Annotated in this window: 15 protein-coding genes, 2 tRNA genes and 2 CRISPR repeat arrays; of the genes, 2 read left to right on the forward strand and 15 right to left on the reverse strand. The window is 67.1% G+C overall.

Translation table 11 applies throughout. From position 1 onward, the window contains the following. The first annotated feature begins 98 nt into the window (after positions 1 to 98). A CRISPR array of direct repeats spans positions 99 to 1,078; the repeat unit is 37 nt; unit sequence GTTGCGATCCTCGCTGGGCGCGGACGCCCAGCGCTTC. Between the two features lie 170 nt (positions 1,079 to 1,248). From cas2 to DI276_RS47730, 8 genes are all read right to left on the reverse strand, one after another. Next, on the reverse strand, positions 1,249 to 1,539 hold the full coding sequence (gene cas2, locus DI276_RS47695; protein ID WP_198681348.1) for a CRISPR-associated endonuclease Cas2: 291 nt from the start codon (positions 1,537 to 1,539) through the stop codon (positions 1,249 to 1,251). Then, the gene (gene cas1c, locus DI276_RS47700; RefSeq protein WP_112276815.1) at positions 1,539 to 2,555 is read right to left on the reverse strand and encodes a type I-C CRISPR-associated endonuclease Cas1c; all 1,017 of its coding nucleotides are present in this window, start codon (positions 2,553 to 2,555) and stop codon (positions 1,539 to 1,541) included. The genes cas2 and cas1c overlap by 1 nt, the downstream gene beginning before the upstream one ends. Continuing rightward, positions 2,548 to 3,189: a CRISPR-associated protein Cas4 gene (cas4, locus tag DI276_RS47705; protein WP_112276817.1), complete on the reverse strand. Its 642-nt coding sequence runs from the start codon at positions 3,187 to 3,189 to the stop codon at positions 2,548 to 2,550. Before cas4 ends, cas1c begins: the two co-directional genes overlap by 8 nt. An 11-nt stretch (positions 3,190 to 3,200) precedes the next feature. Further along, complete coding sequence (gene cas7c / locus DI276_RS47710) at positions 3,201 to 4,049, reverse strand: type I-C CRISPR-associated protein Cas7/Csd2 (RefSeq protein ID WP_232837421.1); 849 nt, start codon at positions 4,047 to 4,049, stop codon at positions 3,201 to 3,203. 41 nt (positions 4,050 to 4,090) lie between these two features. Next, complete coding sequence (gene cas8c / locus DI276_RS47715) at positions 4,091 to 5,890, reverse strand: type I-C CRISPR-associated protein Cas8c/Csd1 (protein ID WP_112276821.1); 1,800 nt, start codon at positions 5,888 to 5,890, stop codon at positions 4,091 to 4,093. Further along, positions 5,890 to 6,549, reverse strand: coding sequence for a type I-C CRISPR-associated protein Cas5c (cas5c, locus tag DI276_RS47720; RefSeq protein WP_112276841.1), 660 nt, complete (start codon positions 6,547 to 6,549; stop codon positions 5,890 to 5,892). Before cas5c ends, cas8c begins: the two co-directional genes overlap by 1 nt. Next, positions 6,546 to 8,735, reverse strand: coding sequence for a CRISPR-associated helicase Cas3' (cas3, locus tag DI276_RS47725; protein ID WP_157985390.1), 2,190 nt, complete (start codon positions 8,733 to 8,735; stop codon positions 6,546 to 6,548). The genes cas5c and cas3 overlap by 4 nt, the downstream gene beginning before the upstream one ends. 272 nt (positions 8,736 to 9,007) lie before the next feature. Further along, a CRISPR array of direct repeats spans positions 9,008 to 9,983; the repeat unit is 37 nt; unit sequence GTTGCGATCCTCGCTGAGCGCGGACGCTCAGCGCTGC. 375 nt (positions 9,984 to 10,358) lie between these two features. After that, positions 10,359 to 10,592 carry a helix-turn-helix transcriptional regulator gene (locus DI276_RS47730; RefSeq protein WP_112276825.1) on the reverse strand — a complete coding sequence of 78 codons (234 nt, stop codon included), beginning with the start codon at positions 10,590 to 10,592 and terminating at the stop codon, positions 10,359 to 10,361. Positions 10,593 to 10,698: 106 nt separating this feature from the next. Here DI276_RS47730 and DI276_RS47735 point away from each other — a divergent pair, with 106 nt between their 5' ends. Together DI276_RS47735 and DI276_RS47740 are read left to right on the forward strand one after the other, a co-directional pair. Continuing rightward, positions 10,699 to 11,373 carry a helix-turn-helix transcriptional regulator gene (locus DI276_RS47735; RefSeq protein WP_112276827.1) on the forward strand — a complete coding sequence of 225 codons (675 nt, stop codon included), beginning with the start codon at positions 10,699 to 10,701 and terminating at the stop codon, positions 11,371 to 11,373. A gap of 219 nt (positions 11,374 to 11,592) precedes the next feature. Beyond that, positions 11,593 to 13,041 carry a tyrosine-type recombinase/integrase gene (locus tag DI276_RS47740; protein ID WP_198681351.1) on the forward strand — a complete coding sequence of 483 codons (1,449 nt, stop codon included), beginning with the start codon at positions 11,593 to 11,595 and terminating at the stop codon, positions 13,039 to 13,041. Positions 13,042 to 13,083: 42 nt separating this feature from the next. On the opposite strand, the gene DI276_RS47745 is transcribed toward DI276_RS47740, so the two are convergent. From DI276_RS47745 to DI276_RS47775, 7 genes are all read right to left on the reverse strand, one after another. Then, positions 13,084 to 13,156 (reverse strand) — tRNA-Arg (locus DI276_RS47745). 41 nt (positions 13,157 to 13,197) lie between these two features. After that, positions 13,198 to 13,287 (reverse strand) — tRNA-Ser (locus DI276_RS47750). A gap of 155 nt (positions 13,288 to 13,442) precedes the next feature. Beyond that, complete coding sequence (locus DI276_RS47755; RefSeq protein WP_112276831.1) at positions 13,443 to 15,386, reverse strand: acetoacetate--CoA ligase; 1,944 nt, start codon at positions 15,384 to 15,386, stop codon at positions 13,443 to 13,445. Positions 15,387 to 15,461: 75 nt separating this feature from the next. Then, entirely contained in the window at positions 15,462 to 16,217 is a 756-nt protein-coding gene (locus tag DI276_RS47760; RefSeq protein ID WP_112276833.1) for an ESX secretion-associated protein EspG, read from the reverse strand. Then, positions 16,214 to 17,473, reverse strand: coding sequence for a PPE domain-containing protein (locus tag DI276_RS47765; RefSeq protein WP_112276835.1), 1,260 nt, complete (start codon positions 17,471 to 17,473; stop codon positions 16,214 to 16,216). The genes DI276_RS47760 and DI276_RS47765 overlap by 4 nt, the downstream gene beginning before the upstream one ends. Beyond that, on the reverse strand, positions 17,470 to 17,883 hold the full coding sequence (locus DI276_RS47770; protein WP_157985392.1) for a hypothetical protein: 414 nt from the start codon (positions 17,881 to 17,883) through the stop codon (positions 17,470 to 17,472). Before DI276_RS47770 ends, DI276_RS47765 begins: the two co-directional genes overlap by 4 nt. Positions 17,884 to 18,109: 226 nt before the next feature. Further along, positions 18,110 to 18,748, reverse strand: coding sequence for a dienelactone hydrolase family protein (locus tag DI276_RS47775; RefSeq protein ID WP_112276839.1), 639 nt, complete (start codon positions 18,746 to 18,748; stop codon positions 18,110 to 18,112). Positions 18,749 to 18,910: the final 162 nt, after the last annotated feature.

Raw genomic sequence — 18,910 nt, forward strand, 5'->3', positions numbered from 1 at the left:
CGGCGCTTCCGAGGAGGCATGAGGACATCCTTTCAGCAGAACCGCTGGTCCTGCTAACTCGGTGTCCACTGCCTGGGGTGAACCTCAGCCGGGGTTCGGTTGCGATCCTCGCTGGGCGCGGACGCCCAGCGCTTCGCCTCGCTCGAGGCGTCACGTCCGGCCCTGATCGAGTTGCGATCCTCGCTGGGCGCGGACGCCCAGCGCTTCCCGACCGCGCAGCAGACGTCGTCTTCGGCAAGTCAGTTGCGATCCTCGCTGGGCGCGGACGCCCAGCGCTTCGTAGCTGCGGCGGCCGTAGTGGGTGGTGAAGTCGGGGTTGCGATCCTCGCTGGGCGCGGACGCCCAGCGCTTCACCGTGGGCTGCACACAGCAGTCAGATGACCGGAAGGTTGCGATCCTCGCTGGGCGCGGACGCCCAGCGCTTCCATGGCGGTACCTTTCCGATGGAGGGTGTTGAAGGGGTTGCGATCCTCGCTGGGCGCGGACGCCCAGCGCTTCGCCGAGGGCGCGCTGTCCGAGAAGTTCAACGAGTTCAGGTTGCGATCCTCGCTGGGCGCGGACGCCCAGCGCTTCGCAAGGCGCTCGACACCGTGCTCGACCGTCTCCGGGTTGCGATCCTCGCTGGGCGCGGACGCCCAGCGCTTCCAGGGCGTCACCAGCGGCACCGCTTTCGACGGCGAGTTGCGATCCTCGCTGGGCGCGGACGCCCAGCGCTTCGTCCTCGTCGACCGTGAGGAGTGCCTGTCCCTGCGAGTTGCGATCCTCGCTGGGCGCGGACGCCCAGCGCTTCCCGTCACCGCTCCGCCCTCTCCAGCGCGTACATCGCGTTGCGATCCTCGCTGGGCGCGGACGCCCAGCGCTTCTCCCGCTGGCCAGCATGTCGTCCTTGGACTCGAAGTTGCGATCCTCGCTGGGCGCGGACGCCCAGCGCTTCTACGAGTACTGCGAGCTTGTGGCCAGGCAGAACGGGTTGCGATCCTCGCTGGGCGCGGACGCCCAGCGCTTCGAGGACTCGTTGAGCCACTGCAGCCGGAAGTCGTCGTTGCGATCCTCGCTGGGCGCGGACGCCCAGCGCTTCCCTGGATGAACAGGCGAGATCCTTATGCGTACACGCCAGCATGACTCTGCGAGGTCAGCTCAGACCGGACACACCGAGAAATTGGTTCGGAACCTCCAGGCGTGTTGCACGACGCTAGGGGTTCCCAACCAGACCGACCTTCTGGCTTCACGTGCCGGCAGATGCCACGATCAGATGATCAAAGCGCCGTGGTGCGGTGGAGCGACCGCAGCACCAAGATGTCTTGCGGCAGCGAAGGTGCCTCTGTTGAGCTGGTAGATGCGGACGGAGTCGACACAAGGGTCGATGATGTTAACCAGGTCGGCCTCAAGCCGAAGTCGTTGCCCTGGATCGCAGACGACCTCGAACACCGATTTCTGCACGCGATGTCCGATTCCTTCGCACGCCTTGGCGACCCGACGCAGCCGTCGCTGCCCTTCAGGGCTCGTAGTGTCGACATCGTAGGTGATCAACAGTTCCATCAGGTCACCGTCCAGGGCAGGTATCCGTCGATGGACCCGCGCAGATGCCTAGCCAGCAGTCTGGCTTGGGTGAGTGGGAGAAGCGCCGCAGGAATGTTGCGGCCGAGTCCCGCATGCGGCCATTCCCGTTCGCGCGCAGCGGACCATTGCTCCAGCATGAACTTCCTGCCCTCATCGGTGAGCTGGACCGCGCCTGCGGGCAGGGTTTCGGTGTGCGGTGGAAGAAGTTGTCTCCGGTTGATCAAGGTCAGCACGAGGCGATCAACCAGCAGTGCCCGGAACTCCTCCATGAGGTCCAAGGCCAGGGCCGGTTTGCCGGAGCGCACGCCGTGCAGGAACCCGATGTACGGGTCAAGTCCGACTTGCTCGAGTGCTCCTTGAACGGCCACGCGCAACATGCCGTATCCGAAGGAGAGCAGGCAGTTGACGGGATCGCGCGGTGGTCGCCGGGTCCGTCCGGCTGCGACACCGGGGGCAAGCAGATCGAGTCCCTGAAAGTAGTCGCGTGCTGCTCGTCCCTCGATGCCGAGCAGTGTGTCCAGGTCGGTTACAGCGGCGAGATCGGCAAGCGCGTCTGCATGTCGCGCGGCCAGCGACCGCAAGTCCTCACATCGGTCGCCGAAGGTGTCTCGGGCCGCGCGCAGAAGTAGCTGCCGGTAGTTGTGCAGTTTGCCGGCCACAATGGCTCGGGCGATCGCCATCCGCCGGTCGGCGTCGTCGTAACAGCGGTACTGCGCCAGACGCAGCATCGGATTGCCGGTCTGCGGACCGGTGGCCCGGGCAAGGAGTTTGCCGTTGCGGGTCAGCCAAGTCACCGATCTGCCGTCGGCCGCGCACCTATGGATCAGGTCGCCGGACACGTCCACGCCGTTCCAGGCAACGACATGGTCGATGCGCACGAGTGGGATCAGATGCCGCCCTGTGCGATCCGGATGTGCGATGCGCACTGCGTCGCCGTCCAGGTGCAGACTGGTGCCTGGGGTCGTGACATACAGGGTTCGCAGTAATTCAGTCATCCCATTCCCACGTCCCGACGTTGCGCGGTTCAAACAGCGAGTGCGCCACTCGTGTCGGGGCCTCAGGTATGCACCCTGGGCGCAGTGAGCACCGACGGCAACGTGCGTCGTGTACGGGTTGCGGTACGGCGCCGAGGTCCAGCAAGCGCCGTACGGCAGTGGTCGTGTCGGCGACGAGGGCCGCCAGAGAGGTGTCCACGATGACGTCGTGGCGGCGTCGGTCCCGACCAGAGAACACCACACCGAGCGGCACCGCGGCGTTGAACATCTCGCGCAGGCACAACGCCTGGGCGGCCACCTGGACGTCGGCCGGGCCGCCCGGCCGGTAGCCGCCGGACTTGTGCTCGATCGGCGTCGGGCCTCCGTTGAACTCGACGACATCGCAGACGCCGTGCACGCCGAGTTCCGCGCTCCACACCGGCAGAGATCGCCACACTGGGTGGCGACGGCGGTTCTGCCCCGCTCCGGCACGGTCGACAGCAGCGTGTGCGAGCTCCCCGCGCACAGTGTCGACGTTGGCGTTGAAGTAGGCCTCGACGTGGATCAGAGCCGCCTGCCGCGGGCAATAGGCGTAGTGCTCCAACGCCGAGATCGGCACGCTGCGACGACCGGCCGCCACGTCGTTGTCGGTCATCTCGCCGTGGCCTAGCTGATCAGCTTGGTCATGGTGACGCCGCGGGGAAGGTCGGTCTCGTTCACCGCAACGTCGTAGTCGGTGAAGGCACGCGCCGGGGCATCGGTGTCGGTTTGGCGGCGGATGATCGTGACGCGTTCGGTGAGGCGGTGTGCGGGTGCGGCGCCGAAGGCGTCGGAGTGGCTGAAGACGTACAGCCCGCGCGGGGTCAGTGTGCCGCGGGTGGCGGAGCGGTCGTGGTCGAACATCATCTCCAGGGTGCGGTAGAGCAGGTCTAGGTCGGTGGAGTCCACGCCGGTGTCACTGCCGCGGGCCGCGGAGTAGTAGAGCTCGACCTTGTACAGGCCGTACGGGACGGTCCACTTGCCGCCCATTTCAGTGGTTTCGCCTTTGTCGATGTCTTCCTGTTTAGTCTGGGTGACGCGGGTGATGGCGTGATCGGCCGGATAGACGGGGTCGATGCTGCGCGCCATGCTCAGCTGCAGCGGGCCGCGGATCTGGCCCAGTGCTTGGGTTTTGCCGACGGAGAGCACCGCGCCGAACAGACGGATGTCGACGTAGCGGTCGCACAGCCATGCGCGTGCTCGGGCGGCGTCGTCTTTGGTGATCTTGGAGCCGAGTTTGAGTCCGTTGTCGGCGTAGGACTGTTCGAGGCGAGGGTTCAGCGCGTATCCGGCCTGGACGAAGATGCCGTATCGGGGGTTGTCCGCGGCGGCGATGGCGAGCGTGTCGCGGATCTTGCGCTTGAGCGCGACGTCGGTGACCAGTCCCTGTCCGCTTTCGTCATCGGTGCGGGGGCGGTTGCCGGCGTCGGGGTCGCCGTTGGGGTTGCCGTCGGTGACGTCGAACAGGAACACCATGTCATGACGGACGGTCGGGTCGAGGTGCGGCTGGACGCTGGTCATGCGGGAATCTCCTGGTCGGATTCGTTGATGGCGGTCGCGGTGGACTCGGTCGCGGCGGTGGACCGCGCCGCGGCGCGGTCGCGCAGGACGGCGAACCGGTGAGCGCGCTGATGGTGATAGCCCAGCAGGAACAGCGCCTGCTGGGCGGGTGTGGTGCGGTGCGGGATGCCGGAGGCGGCGTCGAGAAGTCCGAACAGTGTGGTGAGTTCGCGGCTGTGGTTGACGCCGGTCCCCTTGCGGGGGCCGCGGAACTTGCGAAGCCACGCGTCGGCGAGCTTGCTGCCCGCGAGCAGGGCCGCGCGTGGGTTGGTGATGGCGCCGGCGAGGTAGCGGTTGGCGTAGGTGGTGTTGAGCTTGCCGTCGAAGGCGTCATATTGCAGGGCGTCCAGGGCGGCGAACACGCGGCCTGCGACGTATGCGGGATCGGTGTTGGACTCGTCCAGTCCGGGCATCGGTTTCTCCGTGGTCAGATGTGAACGCAGCAGCATCAGCCGCAGCAGCGCCGCGCGCGGTGTGTCCAGTCGTCCGTCGGTTCGCACACGATGCAGCAGATGAGTCAGCAATGACGGTGGCGGTGAGGTGTTGCGCAGCGCCGCGTTGAGCAGGTCTCGTTGCGCCGCGTGTGGATGTGCTGATCCTTTGGCGCCCAGAAAGGCATAGCGTCGTTCGGCTCGCTGCCATCGACCGGTGACGCGGACGAGTCGTTGCAGTGGCTGCCGCGCGAGTTCATCTGGATGCAGTGTGACCATGTCGAGGTCGTCGAACCAGGCCGCAGCATGTTCTTCCACTGTGGACAGAGGCATTTCCAGCCAGTCGCGGACCATGACGCGGGCGACGTTGCCGCCCACGGTCAGTGCGCAGAACTTGTTGGTGTCGTTCAACCTTCGGGCAGGTTTGCCGGAATGGATCGAGGAGATCAGTGCGTGAACCTGTTTGGGGTCGGCGTCGAGGATGAGCTTCATCGGGTTGCGCTGTACCGGTTCGGTGGTCCACCAGGCCAGGCGGCTGTCTTGTCCTCCGTAGGAGGTGGTGTTGTCCGAGTCGAGTACGCGGACCAGGCCGGCTGACACGCCTTCGCCGCAAGGGATGCAGATCGGTGAGCAGGTCAGCTGGGTGGTCAGGTCGTAGCCGAAGACACGTTCGTTTACGCTGACCAGGGCTGCGTCGTTGGTGGCGCCGGGCACGAGCCGCGCGGGTACTTTGCCGGGCAGCGTGTCGAGCAGCGGCCTGGTGCGGCCGCACACAAGGCAGAGTCCGCGCTGTCCGCCGCCTTTGCGGCGGGTGACCTCCGCGGCCCAGAACTCGGTCACCGAAGCTGCCCGGTAGGCGGGGGTGGTGCCGACGGTGATCAGCACCCGCTGTTTAGCGGTGGCGTCGGGGTCGCGGCGCAGCCGAGTCACCTCGCCGGAGCGGTAGAACCGGGCAAGGGCTTGAGCGATCGGGTCGTGCTGCCCCTCAGGGCTGTCGGCCCATCGCTGGGTAAGTTCAGCGAAGGCGGCGTGGCATTGCGCGACGCGTGCGGGCTTGCTGTCCGGGTCGTCCCAGCCGAGGACGTACTGCACGTCGTCGGCTGCCAGGTTGGGGGCAACACCGACGGTGCGAGTCACGGCCGGGACCAGGTGCTCGGCGCCGCGTAGTTTTCCGGCGGCATCGGGGACGAGCAGGGATTCCAGACCATTGTTGGCGAGTGTGCCGTCGGAGTTGAGACGCAGCTCCCAGTCAAAGCGCAGCGATCGGTGGAAAGGCTTTGCCGCTGGGTCTTGCTCGGCCTGCTTGACCAGGTGGTGCAGCAGCATCAGGCCTCCCCTGCGGGGATGCCGCTCTCCGGCACGGCGAGGACGCCGTTGACGAGCTTGGCGTTGAACCAGGTGAACGACGCTGGCGTGGTGGAGTGGTCGACGGAGTGCAGCATTACACCGAAGTCCTCGTTGTGTGGCCATGCTTGCCGGTCGTCGGGATCGCTGAAGAACGCGGTGAACTCCCGCACTCCCAGATAGGGCTGGGAGAAGCAGCTGCCCCGGGTGACGCGGCGGCGGAACTGATCGCGGTATGCAGCCTCTGGCTTGTCTGCGTCCGGGGTGAGCTCGACGTGGGCATGAACGCGGTAGGCAACGTCGCGCAGGCAGATGGCGTTGCGCTGCACCCGGTTCGCGACGGTGTCCAGGCGGCGCCGGCCGGAGGCGGCGTCGGCGAGGGAGGCGATGTCGGTGGTCTCGTTTCGGCGCTGGGTGAACTGTTTGATCGGCGACAGCACCTCGATCGCCACCACCCGCCACCGGAACTGCGGCTTCCAGTAGATCGACTCCAGCACCCCGACCGCGGCGGACGGTGTCATCACCGGGTAGGACACCCGCTCGACCTTCAGCTCCGGCCGCGTGAACAACGCGGCGTCGCCCCATACCTGCACCACCACCGGGGGCGCACCCGACTTCGATCGCGGCAACACCGGACTCACCACACCGTCTCCTTTGCGATCTCGCCCTCGTCCAGGCCCACGTGCGGGTCGTAGTCGCCGCACCATTCCCAGAGTTCGTCGTGGCCTTCCACGACCGGGCGGCACAATGCCCGTACCTGCGCTGCCGACGCCACGGCCCGCGGTACCGGCACCATGTAGCCGCGCAGTTCCCGCAACACCGCGCCCGCCGGCCGTTCGCCCGTCCTCAGCTCGCGCAGTAGCTCCGTAGCGCGTCCCGGTTCGTCCCAGGTCGTCACGATCAACGTGACCGGGTCCTCGTCGATCATGCGGAACGCCAGCAGCCGATCCCGAGCCGAACCAGCCCCCGCGATCCGCGGGCCATCAGCAACCGCACGAAAGTCGAGCTCAGCCCGGTTGTCCTGGATCACCGAACCGCGCCGGGCTTCATCGACGTTCAGACCCGTGTACAGCCGCCGGTAGTACTCCTCCAGCAACACCGGGTCGTCAGGGTCACGTCCCTCACCGAACAGCGCGCGGGTCTTGTCCACCCCGATCCGGTAGAACGTCGGCACCGGAGCATCGACAGCGTCGAACACCACCACTCGACCCCCGCCGGGTAGACGACCTTCGCGGTTGGCCCGCCCCGCTGCCTGTTGCAGCGATTCCGCCGGCGCCAGCGCGCGGAACACCACCGGGAAGTCCAGATCCACACCGGCTTCCACCAGCTGGGTGGCGACCACCAACACAGGCTCCTTGTCGTCGAGCAACTTCCGGACGCGCCGCAGCGTCACCTCCCGGTGCCGGGGGCACATCCGGGTCGACAGATGCACCACCTCCGCATCCGGGCGACGATCCGCCACCAGGCGATACAGCCCGCGTGCGTGGGCAACGGTGTTGACGATCGCCAGCGCCTGCCGCTCACCGCAGATCTGCGCCGCGATGTCGTCGGTCGTCGGCTTCGGAGCGAGTTGCCACTCGTAGCGCACGCGCTTGAGCCGCGTGAACAACTGGACCGGGTCGTCGACCAGCGACCGGATGTCCAGTGACTTCCACACCGCGAGATGCTCGAAGCTCGGCTGCGTCGCCGAGGCCAGCAACACCGTCGTACCGAAATGCTGTGACAGCACGCGCAGCGCGTCCAAGATCGGAACCAGCAGCGGCACTGGAAGCGCCTGTACCTCGTCCAGCACAACCACAGCGTTCGCCAACCGGTGCAGTTTGCGTGACCGCGCCGGCTTGCGGCCGAACAATGAGTCGAACAGCTGGACCGTCGTGGTGACCACGAACGGCGCGTCCCAGTTCTCCGCCGCCAGCCGCAGCCGACGGTCATCCAGCTCCGCGTTCGAGTGGTGCTCCAGCACCACGTCCGCGCCGAGCAGCCGTCGATACACACCTGCGTTCTGCTCGGTGATCGTCGTGAACGGCACCGCCACGATCACACGCGGCTTGCCGTGCCGTGCGGCGTGGTGCAACGCGAAACCGGCCGCCGTCATGGTCTTGCCCGACCCCGTTGGCGCCGGCAACCGATACACACCCGGCTCCCCCGCCGCCCTGCGCACCACGTCGGCGTACAGCGCGGCACGTACACGGTCCACATCGGACCGTTCAGGCCGGTCGGCGAGCAGCACCGCACGGTTGAACTCGAACCGACGCACTAACTCCGTCATGTCCGCAGGCTGGGTAACCCTGGGCCGAGACAGCCCTTCCGCGTGGGCGCCGGTATCCAGATGATCAGCGTCGACCAACGCCGAGAACACCAGCCGAATGCCCATCTCACCCAGCAGCACGGACTCGCTCCACGCCTCTGGCAGCAACGGCGGACCGTCCGTCAGCCCGCGGGCTTCGGGGACCACTTCGAAGAACCGCTCAAGCGTCTGCTCATCGTCAGGCCCGAACGACAAACCAAGGAGGTCCTGTGGACACTCAAGGCCACCGTGATGCCCGAGTACGGCTATCGCCGCCGCCAGTGCGCGGTCGCGCACCAACAGAGCGCCCAAGTTCTTGTGGTTGATGTTCACCCTGTCGCCGGTCGCACTCACCTTGACCAGCTTGGCCTGCCACGCACACGCCGCCTTTCCAGCGTCGTGCACCAAACCCAGCGCCGCCGCAAGATCGCCCGCGCCGAACACAGCCGCGAACTCGCGAGCCAGCCCCGCTGTCGATCGAAGATGATCAGCCAACGGATGCCAACGCCCGGTTACCTTGCTGGGGCTATGCGCCCACACAAGCAAACCCCTTCAAATCGCCCGTCCCCCGACGAACGACGTGACCATAGAGACGCCCCCTGACAAAAACGGGCCTCTCAGCTCCACCACGTGACATCTACACCCGAATGGACCAACGAAGCAGGTCAACGCGATCGCGGTGTTCCGGATGACATAAACCGGCACACCACGCTCTCCAACGCCTAGACCAGGCGAACACAGTTGCGACCCCCGCTCAGCTCGGAGGCCGGGATGGTGCCCTGGCACGTGGCGGTGATCTTGTTGAGGACCAAGTTGCGATCCTCGCCGAGCGCAGACGCCCGGCGCTGGCCGGTAGGCGGAGCCCTCTGGCTCGCGGTCGTGGTCGTTGCGATCCTCGCCGAGCGCGGACGCTCAGCGCTACACCAGTCCCGGCGAGTTGCCGCCTGCCTATCTGGAGTTGCGATCCTCGCCGAGCGCGGACACTCAGCGCTGCCGCGGATCGTGGCCGCAGCATCGTACTGGCGCGGGTTGCGATCCTCGCTGAGCACGTACGCTCAGCGCTGCACCGAGCTCGCGGGCGGCGAGCGTGCCGTACTGCTTGTTGCGATACTCGCTGAGCGCGGACGCTCAGCGCTGCTGGGCGCTCAAGGTCGCGGTCAATCACATGTGGAAGTTGCGATCCTCGCTGAGCGCGGACGCTCAGCGCTGCATCGGGCCAAGAATCGGCTTGTTGTTCGTGTCGTTGTTGCGATACTCGCTGAGCGCGGACGCTCAGCGCTGCGACGGTCCCGGTGGGGAATGTGTCGTCCGGGTACTGGTTGCGATCCTCGCTGAGCGCGGACGCTCAGCGCTGCGACCACGTGCACGGTGCCGGTGTCGCGGTGCTGCACGTTGCGATCCTCGCTGAGCGCGGACGCTCAGCGCTGCTCGCCGAGCGTGTCGCGGCGCGCTTGGACCGCCAGTTGCGATCCTCGCTGAGCGCGGACGCTCAGCGCTGCGCGCAGCTCCTCGACATGCTCGGCCTCACCGCCGCGGTTGCGATCCTCGCTGAGCGCGGACGCTCAGCGCTGCCTCAGCGTCGCGGCGGCGATCGGCGACACCACGCTGTTGCGATCCTCGCTGAGCGCGGACGCTCAGCGCTGCGAGGGACGCCGACGTCTTCCCCGTCGAAGGGGTGGTTGCGATCCTCGCTGAGCGCGGACGCTCAGCGCTGCCGCCGGCCACGGCGGCGTGTACCTGCGGGCGCTGTGGTTGCGATCCTCGCTGAGCGCGGACGCTCAGCGCTGCCCTAGACGAACAGGGCCAATTACACAACGAGCTACCCAGACAACGATGCCACGGCCCAAACACCAACGACACGCCAGCTCGGCAATTGGGAACCCACCGGCGTGTCGCACGACGCACGAGGTCCCTAGCCGAGCCCGACGGCTCGCCACTGCGGCATGAACCTGCGCACAGCCCTCGGACGCATCCCACGACCGCCGCCCTGATCGAGCCAAGATCGCCCGCGGAGCCACCAGCCGGGCGGATCCTCGCACACCATCAGACGCACCATTTGACCTGCAGCGACATGCCCCAGTCTCTTCCTTCATGTTGCCCGCCACGAGCATGGAACCTGATACTCGCCACAGTTCCGCGTCCACGAGGGTATGGCCGGCTACGTCAGGTCGTTTCCGCAGACAACGCCTGAACGATCGAGGCAGTGATCACCTTATAACGAGTGCCGACCCGGATCACCTTCGCCGGAAACGCTCCACGCGCGATCAACTCATAGGCGTGGCTACGCGAGATACCGAACGCCGCAGCAGCCGCTGGTACGTCAACGCTTGCCGGCCATCCACGGATCTCGTGGAGGGTTGGCGCATCGACAGGCTCGTCGCGCACGTACTCGGCCATCTCAATCCCCCGACTCGAATGTCTGTCAAACGAACAGTCGAATCAGTGTTGGCAACGCTTGAACTGCTTGTCAAGCGAACAGGTGAGCTGTCAGGATGCGCCTGTGATGGAAGCGGAGAGCGTCGGCGCTGTCATTGGTGAGAACCTGGAACGCCTACGTCGGCGCGCCCGGATGACCCAGCACGAAGCCGCGCGGCTGTTCGCGCGTCGCGGTGCGCCGCTGAGCCGCAGCAAGATCGCTGCCATCGAGGCCGGCGAGCGAACACATCTGACGTTCGCCGACGTGCTCGTCATGGCGCACACGTTCAACGTTGAGGTTGCCGAGCTGTTCGACGGACACGGGCCTGTCGCTATCGCCGAGCACGTCGTGCTGTCTCGACCGGTGATCAGGGGTCTGCTGAGAGGGACGAACGTTCCGGAAGGCTCAGTCAGCTGGGATCCCCAGACCCAGCACGCTGAGCTCCTTCGGATTGCCGATGTTCGAGCGGAAGGCGACGCGGCCACTGTCGGCCAGTTCCGCCTGGTCGAGGCCGATCATGCGCTCGCGCGGCGGCTCGATGTCGCGCCGCAGATCGTTGTCGACGTCGCTCTGCAGATCTGGGGCAACACGCTCACAGAGGAGCGCGACGCGAGGGTCGCGCGGTTCGGCGCACTGGAAAGCGGCGAGCGACACGCCCACCGCGGCCACATCACCCGAGAGCTGTCCCAGGAGATCGAAGCCGAGCTCGCCAAGCAAGGCCAGATCACACGGCCCGATGAGGAGATCGACGAGCAGGAGTGAGCATCTCAACGAAGAAGATCGCCATGAAGGACAGGGCCTTCAGGCACCGGTTCAAGGCGAGACATCGAGGATACGAACAGGAAAGGGGGTGACCGAATGAGCAGGAGCGGAAGCGTGACACGGGGGTGCCGGTGCCGCGACGAGAACGGGAAGGACTTGGGCTTGAAGTGCCCGAAGCTCTCCCAACGCTCTCACGGGGCCTGGCGACTCCGTCAGGAATTGGAGTCGACGACGGAGGGCACCCGAAGGACCTTCCGGAGGCAGGGCTACGAGACGCAGACGGCGGCTCAGAACGACCTGGACAAGGTCCGCGCCCTGCTGAGGTTGGGCGAAGGATCGAAGGAAGACGCTGAAGCGGTCTCCGCGATGCTCGACGCGCTTGAGAAGGACGAGCCGATCCCGGACTACGAGGAGACGGCCCGCAAGCTCCGGTCCGGCCAGAACCTCGTCGAGAACCTGACGATCGGCGAATGGCTCGACATCTGGCAGAGCCAAGAGTCGCATCGCCGGGCAACGGAGCTGTCCTACGAGTCGCATGTCCGGCTGTACCTCAAGCCGAAGATTGGTGACGTGCGGGTGGACCGGCTGACGGTCGCGCACATTTCCGAGATGTTTGCGGAGATCAACGACGACAACGACCGAATCGTCGCGAACAACGAGGACCGCCGGGCACTGCAAGCGCGGATCAAGAACACCCGGATTCGCGCTGACAAGCGCATCCTGAAGGCCAAGCTGGACGAGTTGCCGCCGTTCCGGCGGCCTGTGGGTCCGAGTAGCCAAGCGCGTATCCACGCGACCCTGAGGGCCGCGATGAACGACGCAATCGCGGAGCAGAAGACAACGTTCAACGCGGCGATGCACTACACGGTGTCAGCGAAGCCGCCGAGGCCGTTGGTGTGGACGCCGGAGCGGGTCGAGGAGTGGCAGCGCACCGGGAAGCGTCCTGGGCCGGTGATGGTGTGGACGCCGGAGCAGGCCGGGATCTTCCTGGACTATGTGGCGATCCACGACTCGGAGCTCGAAGCGCTGTGGCACCTAGCCGTCAAGCGCGGCCCTCGCCGGGGCGAACTCGCCGGTCTGCCGTGGACGGAGTACTCCGCTCTCGACGCCACCGTGACGATCTCCACCCAACTGACGGAGGTCGACTGGGAGATCGTCGAGGGTGACCCGAAGTCAGACGCGGGCGAGCGGGTCATCCCGCTGGACGAGGAGACCAACGGGCACTTCCGCACGCGCAAGGCCCGGCAGGCCCAGCGTCGGCTGGAGCTGGGGCCTGCGTGGGTCGACTCTGGTCGGGTCTTCACGCTGGAGGACGGATCCGCGCTGCGACCCAGCTCGATCAGCGATCGGTTCGAACGGCTGTACACGGCTGCGGGGCTGCCGCCGATCCGGCTGCACGACCTCCGGCACACGGCGGCGACTTTGATGCTCGCGGCGAACATCGACATGAAGGTGATCCAGGAAACATTGGGTCACTCACAGATCCAGACCACCAGCAACCTGTACACGAGCGTGCTGCCCAAGGTGGCGCGTGACGCGGCGGAGAAGACGGTCGCGCTGATTCCCCGGGCACCCGCCAGGGCACCCACCAAAACGCCGGGGCACCCATCGGGCACCCACAAGATCAACAGGATGAATTCGGAGGTGAGAGAAATGACCGGGGCATAACAAAACCCCAGCTAGACCGAGGTCTGTCTGGGGTTTGTGTAGCGCGCTCGACAGGATTCGAACCTGTAACCTTCTGATCCGTAGTCAGATGCTCTATCCGTTGAGCTACGAGCGCAGGTCTTCAATTATAACCGAACCCCTAGAGGCTCGGCCTTGCGGAGGCTCCGGGATTTGAACCCGGGATGGGGGGTTACCCCAAACCGCATTAGCAGTGCGGCGCCATAGACCAGACTAGGCGAAGCCTCCCGGGACCATCCTTGGCCACGACGCATAGGTTACACAGGTCCCCAACCGAGTTGCAAAACGCCCCCCTCCAACCCCAGAACGCGCTGGTCAGGGCACGTCCGGAGGGCTCGAGAGGGGCGTTAAACGCCTGTTCACCGGAGCAGGAGTGACCTAGATCATCCCGAAGCCAGTTCCAGGAACGGTTGGAGGGACTCGGGATTGCGGAGTGCGCCTCGGCTGACGGCTCGGTCCACGTCCATGCCGGCGAGGATCTTCTTCACCGGGACCTCGCACTTCTTGCCGTTGAGGGTCCGCGGGATCTCGGCCACGGCCACGAAGCGGTTCGGGACGTGGCGCGGGGAGAGGGACGAGCGCAGTTCTTTGCGCAGCAACGGTTCCACGTCCGTCAGAGAGACGCCGTCCAGCACTACGAAGCAGAGCAGTTCGCCCTCGGAGACGCCGGACGTGTCGATCACCAGCGAGTCGACCACGCCGGGGATGGACTCGACGACGCGGTAGAACTCCGCGGTGCCCATGCGGACGCCGCCTCGGTTCAGGGTCGAGTCGGAGCGGCCGTAGATCACCGCCGAGCCTCGTGGGGTGATGCGGATCCAGTCGCCGTGGCGCCAGATTCCCGGGTAGGTGTCGAAGTAGGCGTCGCGCAGGCGCGAACCATCGGAGTCGCCCCAGAAGTAGACCGGCATGGACGGCATCGGGCGCGTGATCACGAGCTCGCCGACGGCGTCCTCCAAGACGTTGCCGGCTTCGTCGTAGGCGTAGACGGCTGCGCCGAGGGCCCGGCAGGAGAGTTCGCCCAGCCACACCGGGCGGTCCGGGGAGGCGGCCACGAAGGCCGTGCAGAGGTCGGTGCCGCCGGAGACCGAGGCGATCTGGACGTCCTTGCCCACGGCCGAGGCGATCCAGCGGAAGCCTTCTGGGGTCAGGGGTGCGCCGGTCGAGCCGACCACGCGCAGGCCCGTCAGGTCGTAGCGGGAGGACGGGTCGAGGCCCTCCTTCAGGCACGACTGGACGTACGGGGCGGAGGTGCCGAAATAGGTGACGCGGTGTTGTTCGGCCAACTGCCACAACGTGCTCAGCGACGGGAACGCCGGGCTGCCGTCGTACAGCACGATCGTCGTGCCCACCAGCAGGCCGCCGACCAGGTAGTTCCACATCATCCAGCCGGTGGTGGTGAACCAGAAGAAGCGGTCGCCGGGGCCCAGGTCGCTGTGCAGGGCCAGCATCTTCAGGTGCTCGACCACGATGCCGCCGTGGCCCTGGACGATGCCCTTGGGCAGGCCCGTGGTGCCGGACGAGTAGAGCACCCAGAGCGGGTGGTCGAACGGCACCGGGGTGAACTCCAGCGGAGCGCCCGCGAACGAGTCCAGCAGCTCCCCGAACGACAGCGTGTCGGGCAGCGACGAACCGTTGTCGAGGTAGTCGACCAGGACCGTGGCGCGCAAAGAAGGAATCTGCGCGCGGATCTCCTCGACGACCGGGCGGCAGTCGAAGGACCGTCCGTTGTAGACGTAGCCGGAGACGGCGACGAAGACGGTGGGCGAGATCTGGGTGAAGCGGTCGGCGACGGCTCTGGCACCGAAGTCCGGGGAGCAGGACGACCACGTGGCGCCCAGCGAGGCGGCCGCCAGGAAGGCGATCAAGGCCTCCGGAGCGTTGGGGACGAGTGCGACCACCCGGTCGCCGCTGGAGACGCCCAGGGAGGCCAACGCGGCCCGGAAAGCGGCCACCCGCGCCCGCAACACCCCGAACGTCAGCGAAGAGGTGACGCCGTCCTCGCGGTGGAAGATCACGGCGAGGACGTCGTCGGCTCCACGGCGCAGGGCGTGCTCGGCGTAGTTCAGCGTCGAGCCGGGGAACCACTGGGCGCCCGGCATGTCCGCGGACCCCAGCACCCGCTCGGGAGCGGTGTGGAACTTGACGTCGAAGTACGAAGCTATGGCGCCCCAGAACCCCTCGAGGTCGGAGACGGACCACTCCCACAGCGACTCGTAGTCGTCAAAGGAGTGCCCTCGGTCAGCGAGCCACGACCTGAAGGCGGTCATCCCGTTGTCCCTCGTGGGGTCGGGGCGCCACAGCAGTTCGACGTCGGTGTCGGTCATGCCCCATGTCTAGTTGAGGCGCAACCGAACGTCCATGTGTGATTGGCGGACAGGACGTCCACCATCAGTGTGGAACTACCCCGCCGCGAGCAGCTCGTCGACCGCGCTGGTCAAGCGCGGCGCGTCCGCGGGGGCCAGCACCAGCCAGCCGTCCTGCCTGCGCAGGAGGTAGCGGCCCTCGCGGGTGTCCAGCCAGGACACCGAACGGCCGGTCGGGCGGGGTACGCCGTCGCGGTTGCGGGCGGTCAGGCCCAGTTCGCCGCCGCCGATGCGGGACGTCACGATGCGCAGCAACGTGTGGGCTTCCGGCTCGCGGATGCCCGCGTCGCGCAGGACCTCCAGGAACGCCTGCTTGCCGTCCTGCCCGCCGGCCTCGCCCGCGCGCAGGTAGTCGTCCCAGCGCACGTTCACGGACCGGCCGGTGCCGGGCGCGAGGCCTGGCAACGATGACACCGTGGCCGCAGCCAGCGCGTTGGGACGGAACGCGTACAGGTGCACCTCGTCGTTGACGCGCGCGGCGAACGCACCGCTCCAGCCCGCGCAGGCGATGCCGCGGGCCAGTTCGGTGCCCTTGAAGTACGCGATCTCCAGCGCGCGGTCGAACTCGCCCAGGCCGCTCACCAGTGCGCGCAGGTCCGGGTCGGGACGGTGCACGGTGCCGAGGCCGCGGGCGTAGAGCGTCTGCGAGCTCTCCTCGACGAGGCGTTGCCGCGCCGCTCGGGTGGCGCCCACGTGGGGCGTGCCGAGCGGCACGACGCGGTCCTCGCCGTGCACGGCTTGCCACAGCAGGAAGAACTCCTGCGAGCTCACCGTGTACTGGCGTTCGCTCACTGACCGATCACCGGCGGGGCCGCCTTGCGGTCCAGGCCGAAGACGTTGTCGTCCTCTTCCAGGTAGCTCGCGCTCTTGTGCTCGCGCTCGTCGCCACGGCCCTGGCCCGCCGCGGGGGCACCGGCGGCCATCGGCGCGCCACCCATCGCGAGCGGGTTCTGGAACGCCCTGGTCTGGCCACCGGGCGCCGACGACGCGGCCGCTGCGGCCGCACCTGCGCCGGCCCGTTCGTTCACGCCGGCCGAGAGGCCGGCGCTACCGCCGCCACCCGCACCGCCGCCACCACCGGGTCCGCCCTGGTTGGCGTTCTGCCCGAACCTGCCGGGCATCATGCCGCCGGTGAAGCCGCCACCACCACCGCGAACGCCGGCACCGAAGCCGCGCGAGGACGTGTTGGTGGCGCCGCGGTTCTGGGCGCCGGTCGTGGTCGTGACCGGTCCACCGGTGGCACCGCCCGTGACGCCACCGCTGTCTCCCGGAGTGCGACCGCTGAGGTCTCCACTGCCGCCCAGCGTCGGGGGGTTCGGGTAGACCGGGTTCACCGGAGGCGTGAACTGCGCGGGCACGGTCTGGTCGACCGCGGCCGAGTTGCGCTGGAACGCCGCCATCACGTCCGCGGCGAGGCGGTGCTGGGCGTCGTTGGCCGCGAGCGTGTCGACCGGGCTGGTGCCGAGTCTCTCGAACCCGCTGAACTCGCTCACCCGCACGGGCTCGTGCAGGCTCTGCACCCCGCCGAAGGTGTCCGCCCGGTCCACCATCGCCAACCGGTCCCGCAGCAACACCCGGGACACCGGGGTCTCCTCCACCGGCACCGGCGGTTCCGGCGCCTTGGGAGGCGGCGGCATCGCGGCACGGGCGGCCTCGACGTTGTCCCGCTCGGTGGCGATCGCGTCGGAGACCTTGTGCGCGTAGGTCGACGTGTCGTCGACCCAGTTGGTGACCTCGGTCAGACCTTCCCTGGCGAGGCGGGCCGACTCGCTGTCCCAGCCGACGGCCGAGTCCTCGACGGCCTTGAGCAGGTTCTCCCGCACCGCGGCGATGTCGTCGCCGATCTTCTTCCAGTTCGTCGCGGCGGCCTGCGCACCTTCGAGGTTCACCCCCGTGTGCACCATGTTGTAGAGCTTCTCGTGGGAGAAGGTCATCCAGTCGATCGGCTCGTGGATCTTGTCGCGGTCGTACCCGTTGCCGTGCTGCGACTTGTCGTCCTTGCCGCCGCTGTTGCCGTTGCCCTTGTTGTCGTGCGATCCGTGGCTCACAGGGACCCCCCGGCGTTCTTGAAGCCCTGCTCGGCTTGCTCTTCAGCGTCGCGGATCGTGTCGCGGTTCTTGCTGAGCGCGTTGCTGATGTCGTCGAGGACCCTGGACAGGTCCAGCAACGCCTTGGCCGCGCCCGACTCCTCACCGACGGCGAGGTCGGCGAACCGCGCGCTGATCGCATGGGCCACCGGGTTGTCGCCCAGCTGCAACGGCTTCGCCAGCTGGTCGCTCGTGCGCTTCCACAGGTCCATGACCTCGTCGCGCGCGGCACCGACCGCCTTGATCAACGCGTCGGCGGCGTCGACGTCGAGCGTCAGCTTGCCGCTGTCCGCCGCCTGGTCGAGCTTCGCCGCCGCTTGGCTCGCCGTCGCCTTGTCCACCAGCATCTGTTGCTGGAGTACAGGTTTCACCGCCGCCAGCTGCTCAGCCGTGATCGGCGTAGTCGTAGCCGTCGAGACCGCCGGCGTCTCAGTTCCAGTGCCTGTCCCAGTGCCTTCAGCCATCCTCAACCCCCTGCACTGCATTACTCGTCACCGCAGCACTGAGTGTTACTCACAGCTACACCCAGTCAGCCGTCCGAAGCATCCCTTAGATGTACCTGGAGTACGGTTCGGTTCCAATCCGCCGTAAAGACCCTTACCTCATGTGTGCGTCGAACCAGTTCAACGCACGAGCCCACGCTTCGTCACTGGAAACGTCGAAACGGACCACATCCGAAGCGGTCTCGGAGCTGATCACCGCATCCCGAAGCTTGCTCACTTCTTCCGAGTCGTCGTCGCGGTAGATGCCGAGCCAGGGGCACGTCAGCTCGCTCGCGACGTCCACGAGTGCGGGCAGTCCGTCCGACAACGGCTCGAGAATCCCAGGCCCTTGAACGGTGACGGCTGCCCCGATCGTGCGACTCGCGGCGACGACCATCGCGACCGTGCCGCCGATGTCGAACCCGACGACACCCATGCGGTCGGCACTCACGCCCTGCTGTCCCAGCCACACGAACGCGACGTCGGTGTCCTCCAGCAAGCGGTCCCCCGAAAGCTTGCTGACCTGGTCCCTGATGTCGTCGCCGTGCACGCGGTCCGCGTCGTAGAGGTGCGGCGCGATGGCGAGCCAGCCCTCTGCGGCCAGGCTGCTGACGAGCGTCCGCACTCCCTCGGTGATGCCGCGGGCCTCGTGCAGCACCACGAGCCCGCCCCGCACGGCGGAGTCGGGTTCGCCGATCGTCACCCGCAGCTCACGGCCGTCGGTGAGGGAAAGCGTCTCGATGCGGGTAGTCATGTTCTTACCCTTCCACGCCGGGGTGAACTCCAGTCAACGTGACCAATCGGACGGAGCAATGCGAGGATCGGCGGTATGACCGTGCGAACCCGTGCTGACCTGGCGTCCCTGCCGTCCTACGTGCCCGGCAGGACCATCCCGGGCGCCATCAAGCTCGCGAGC

The sequence above is a fragment of the Lentzea terrae genome, from assembly GCF_003265345.1.
In the GTDB taxonomy this organism is placed as follows: Bacteria; Actinomycetota; Actinomycetes; order Mycobacteriales; family Pseudonocardiaceae; genus Lentzea; species Lentzea terrae.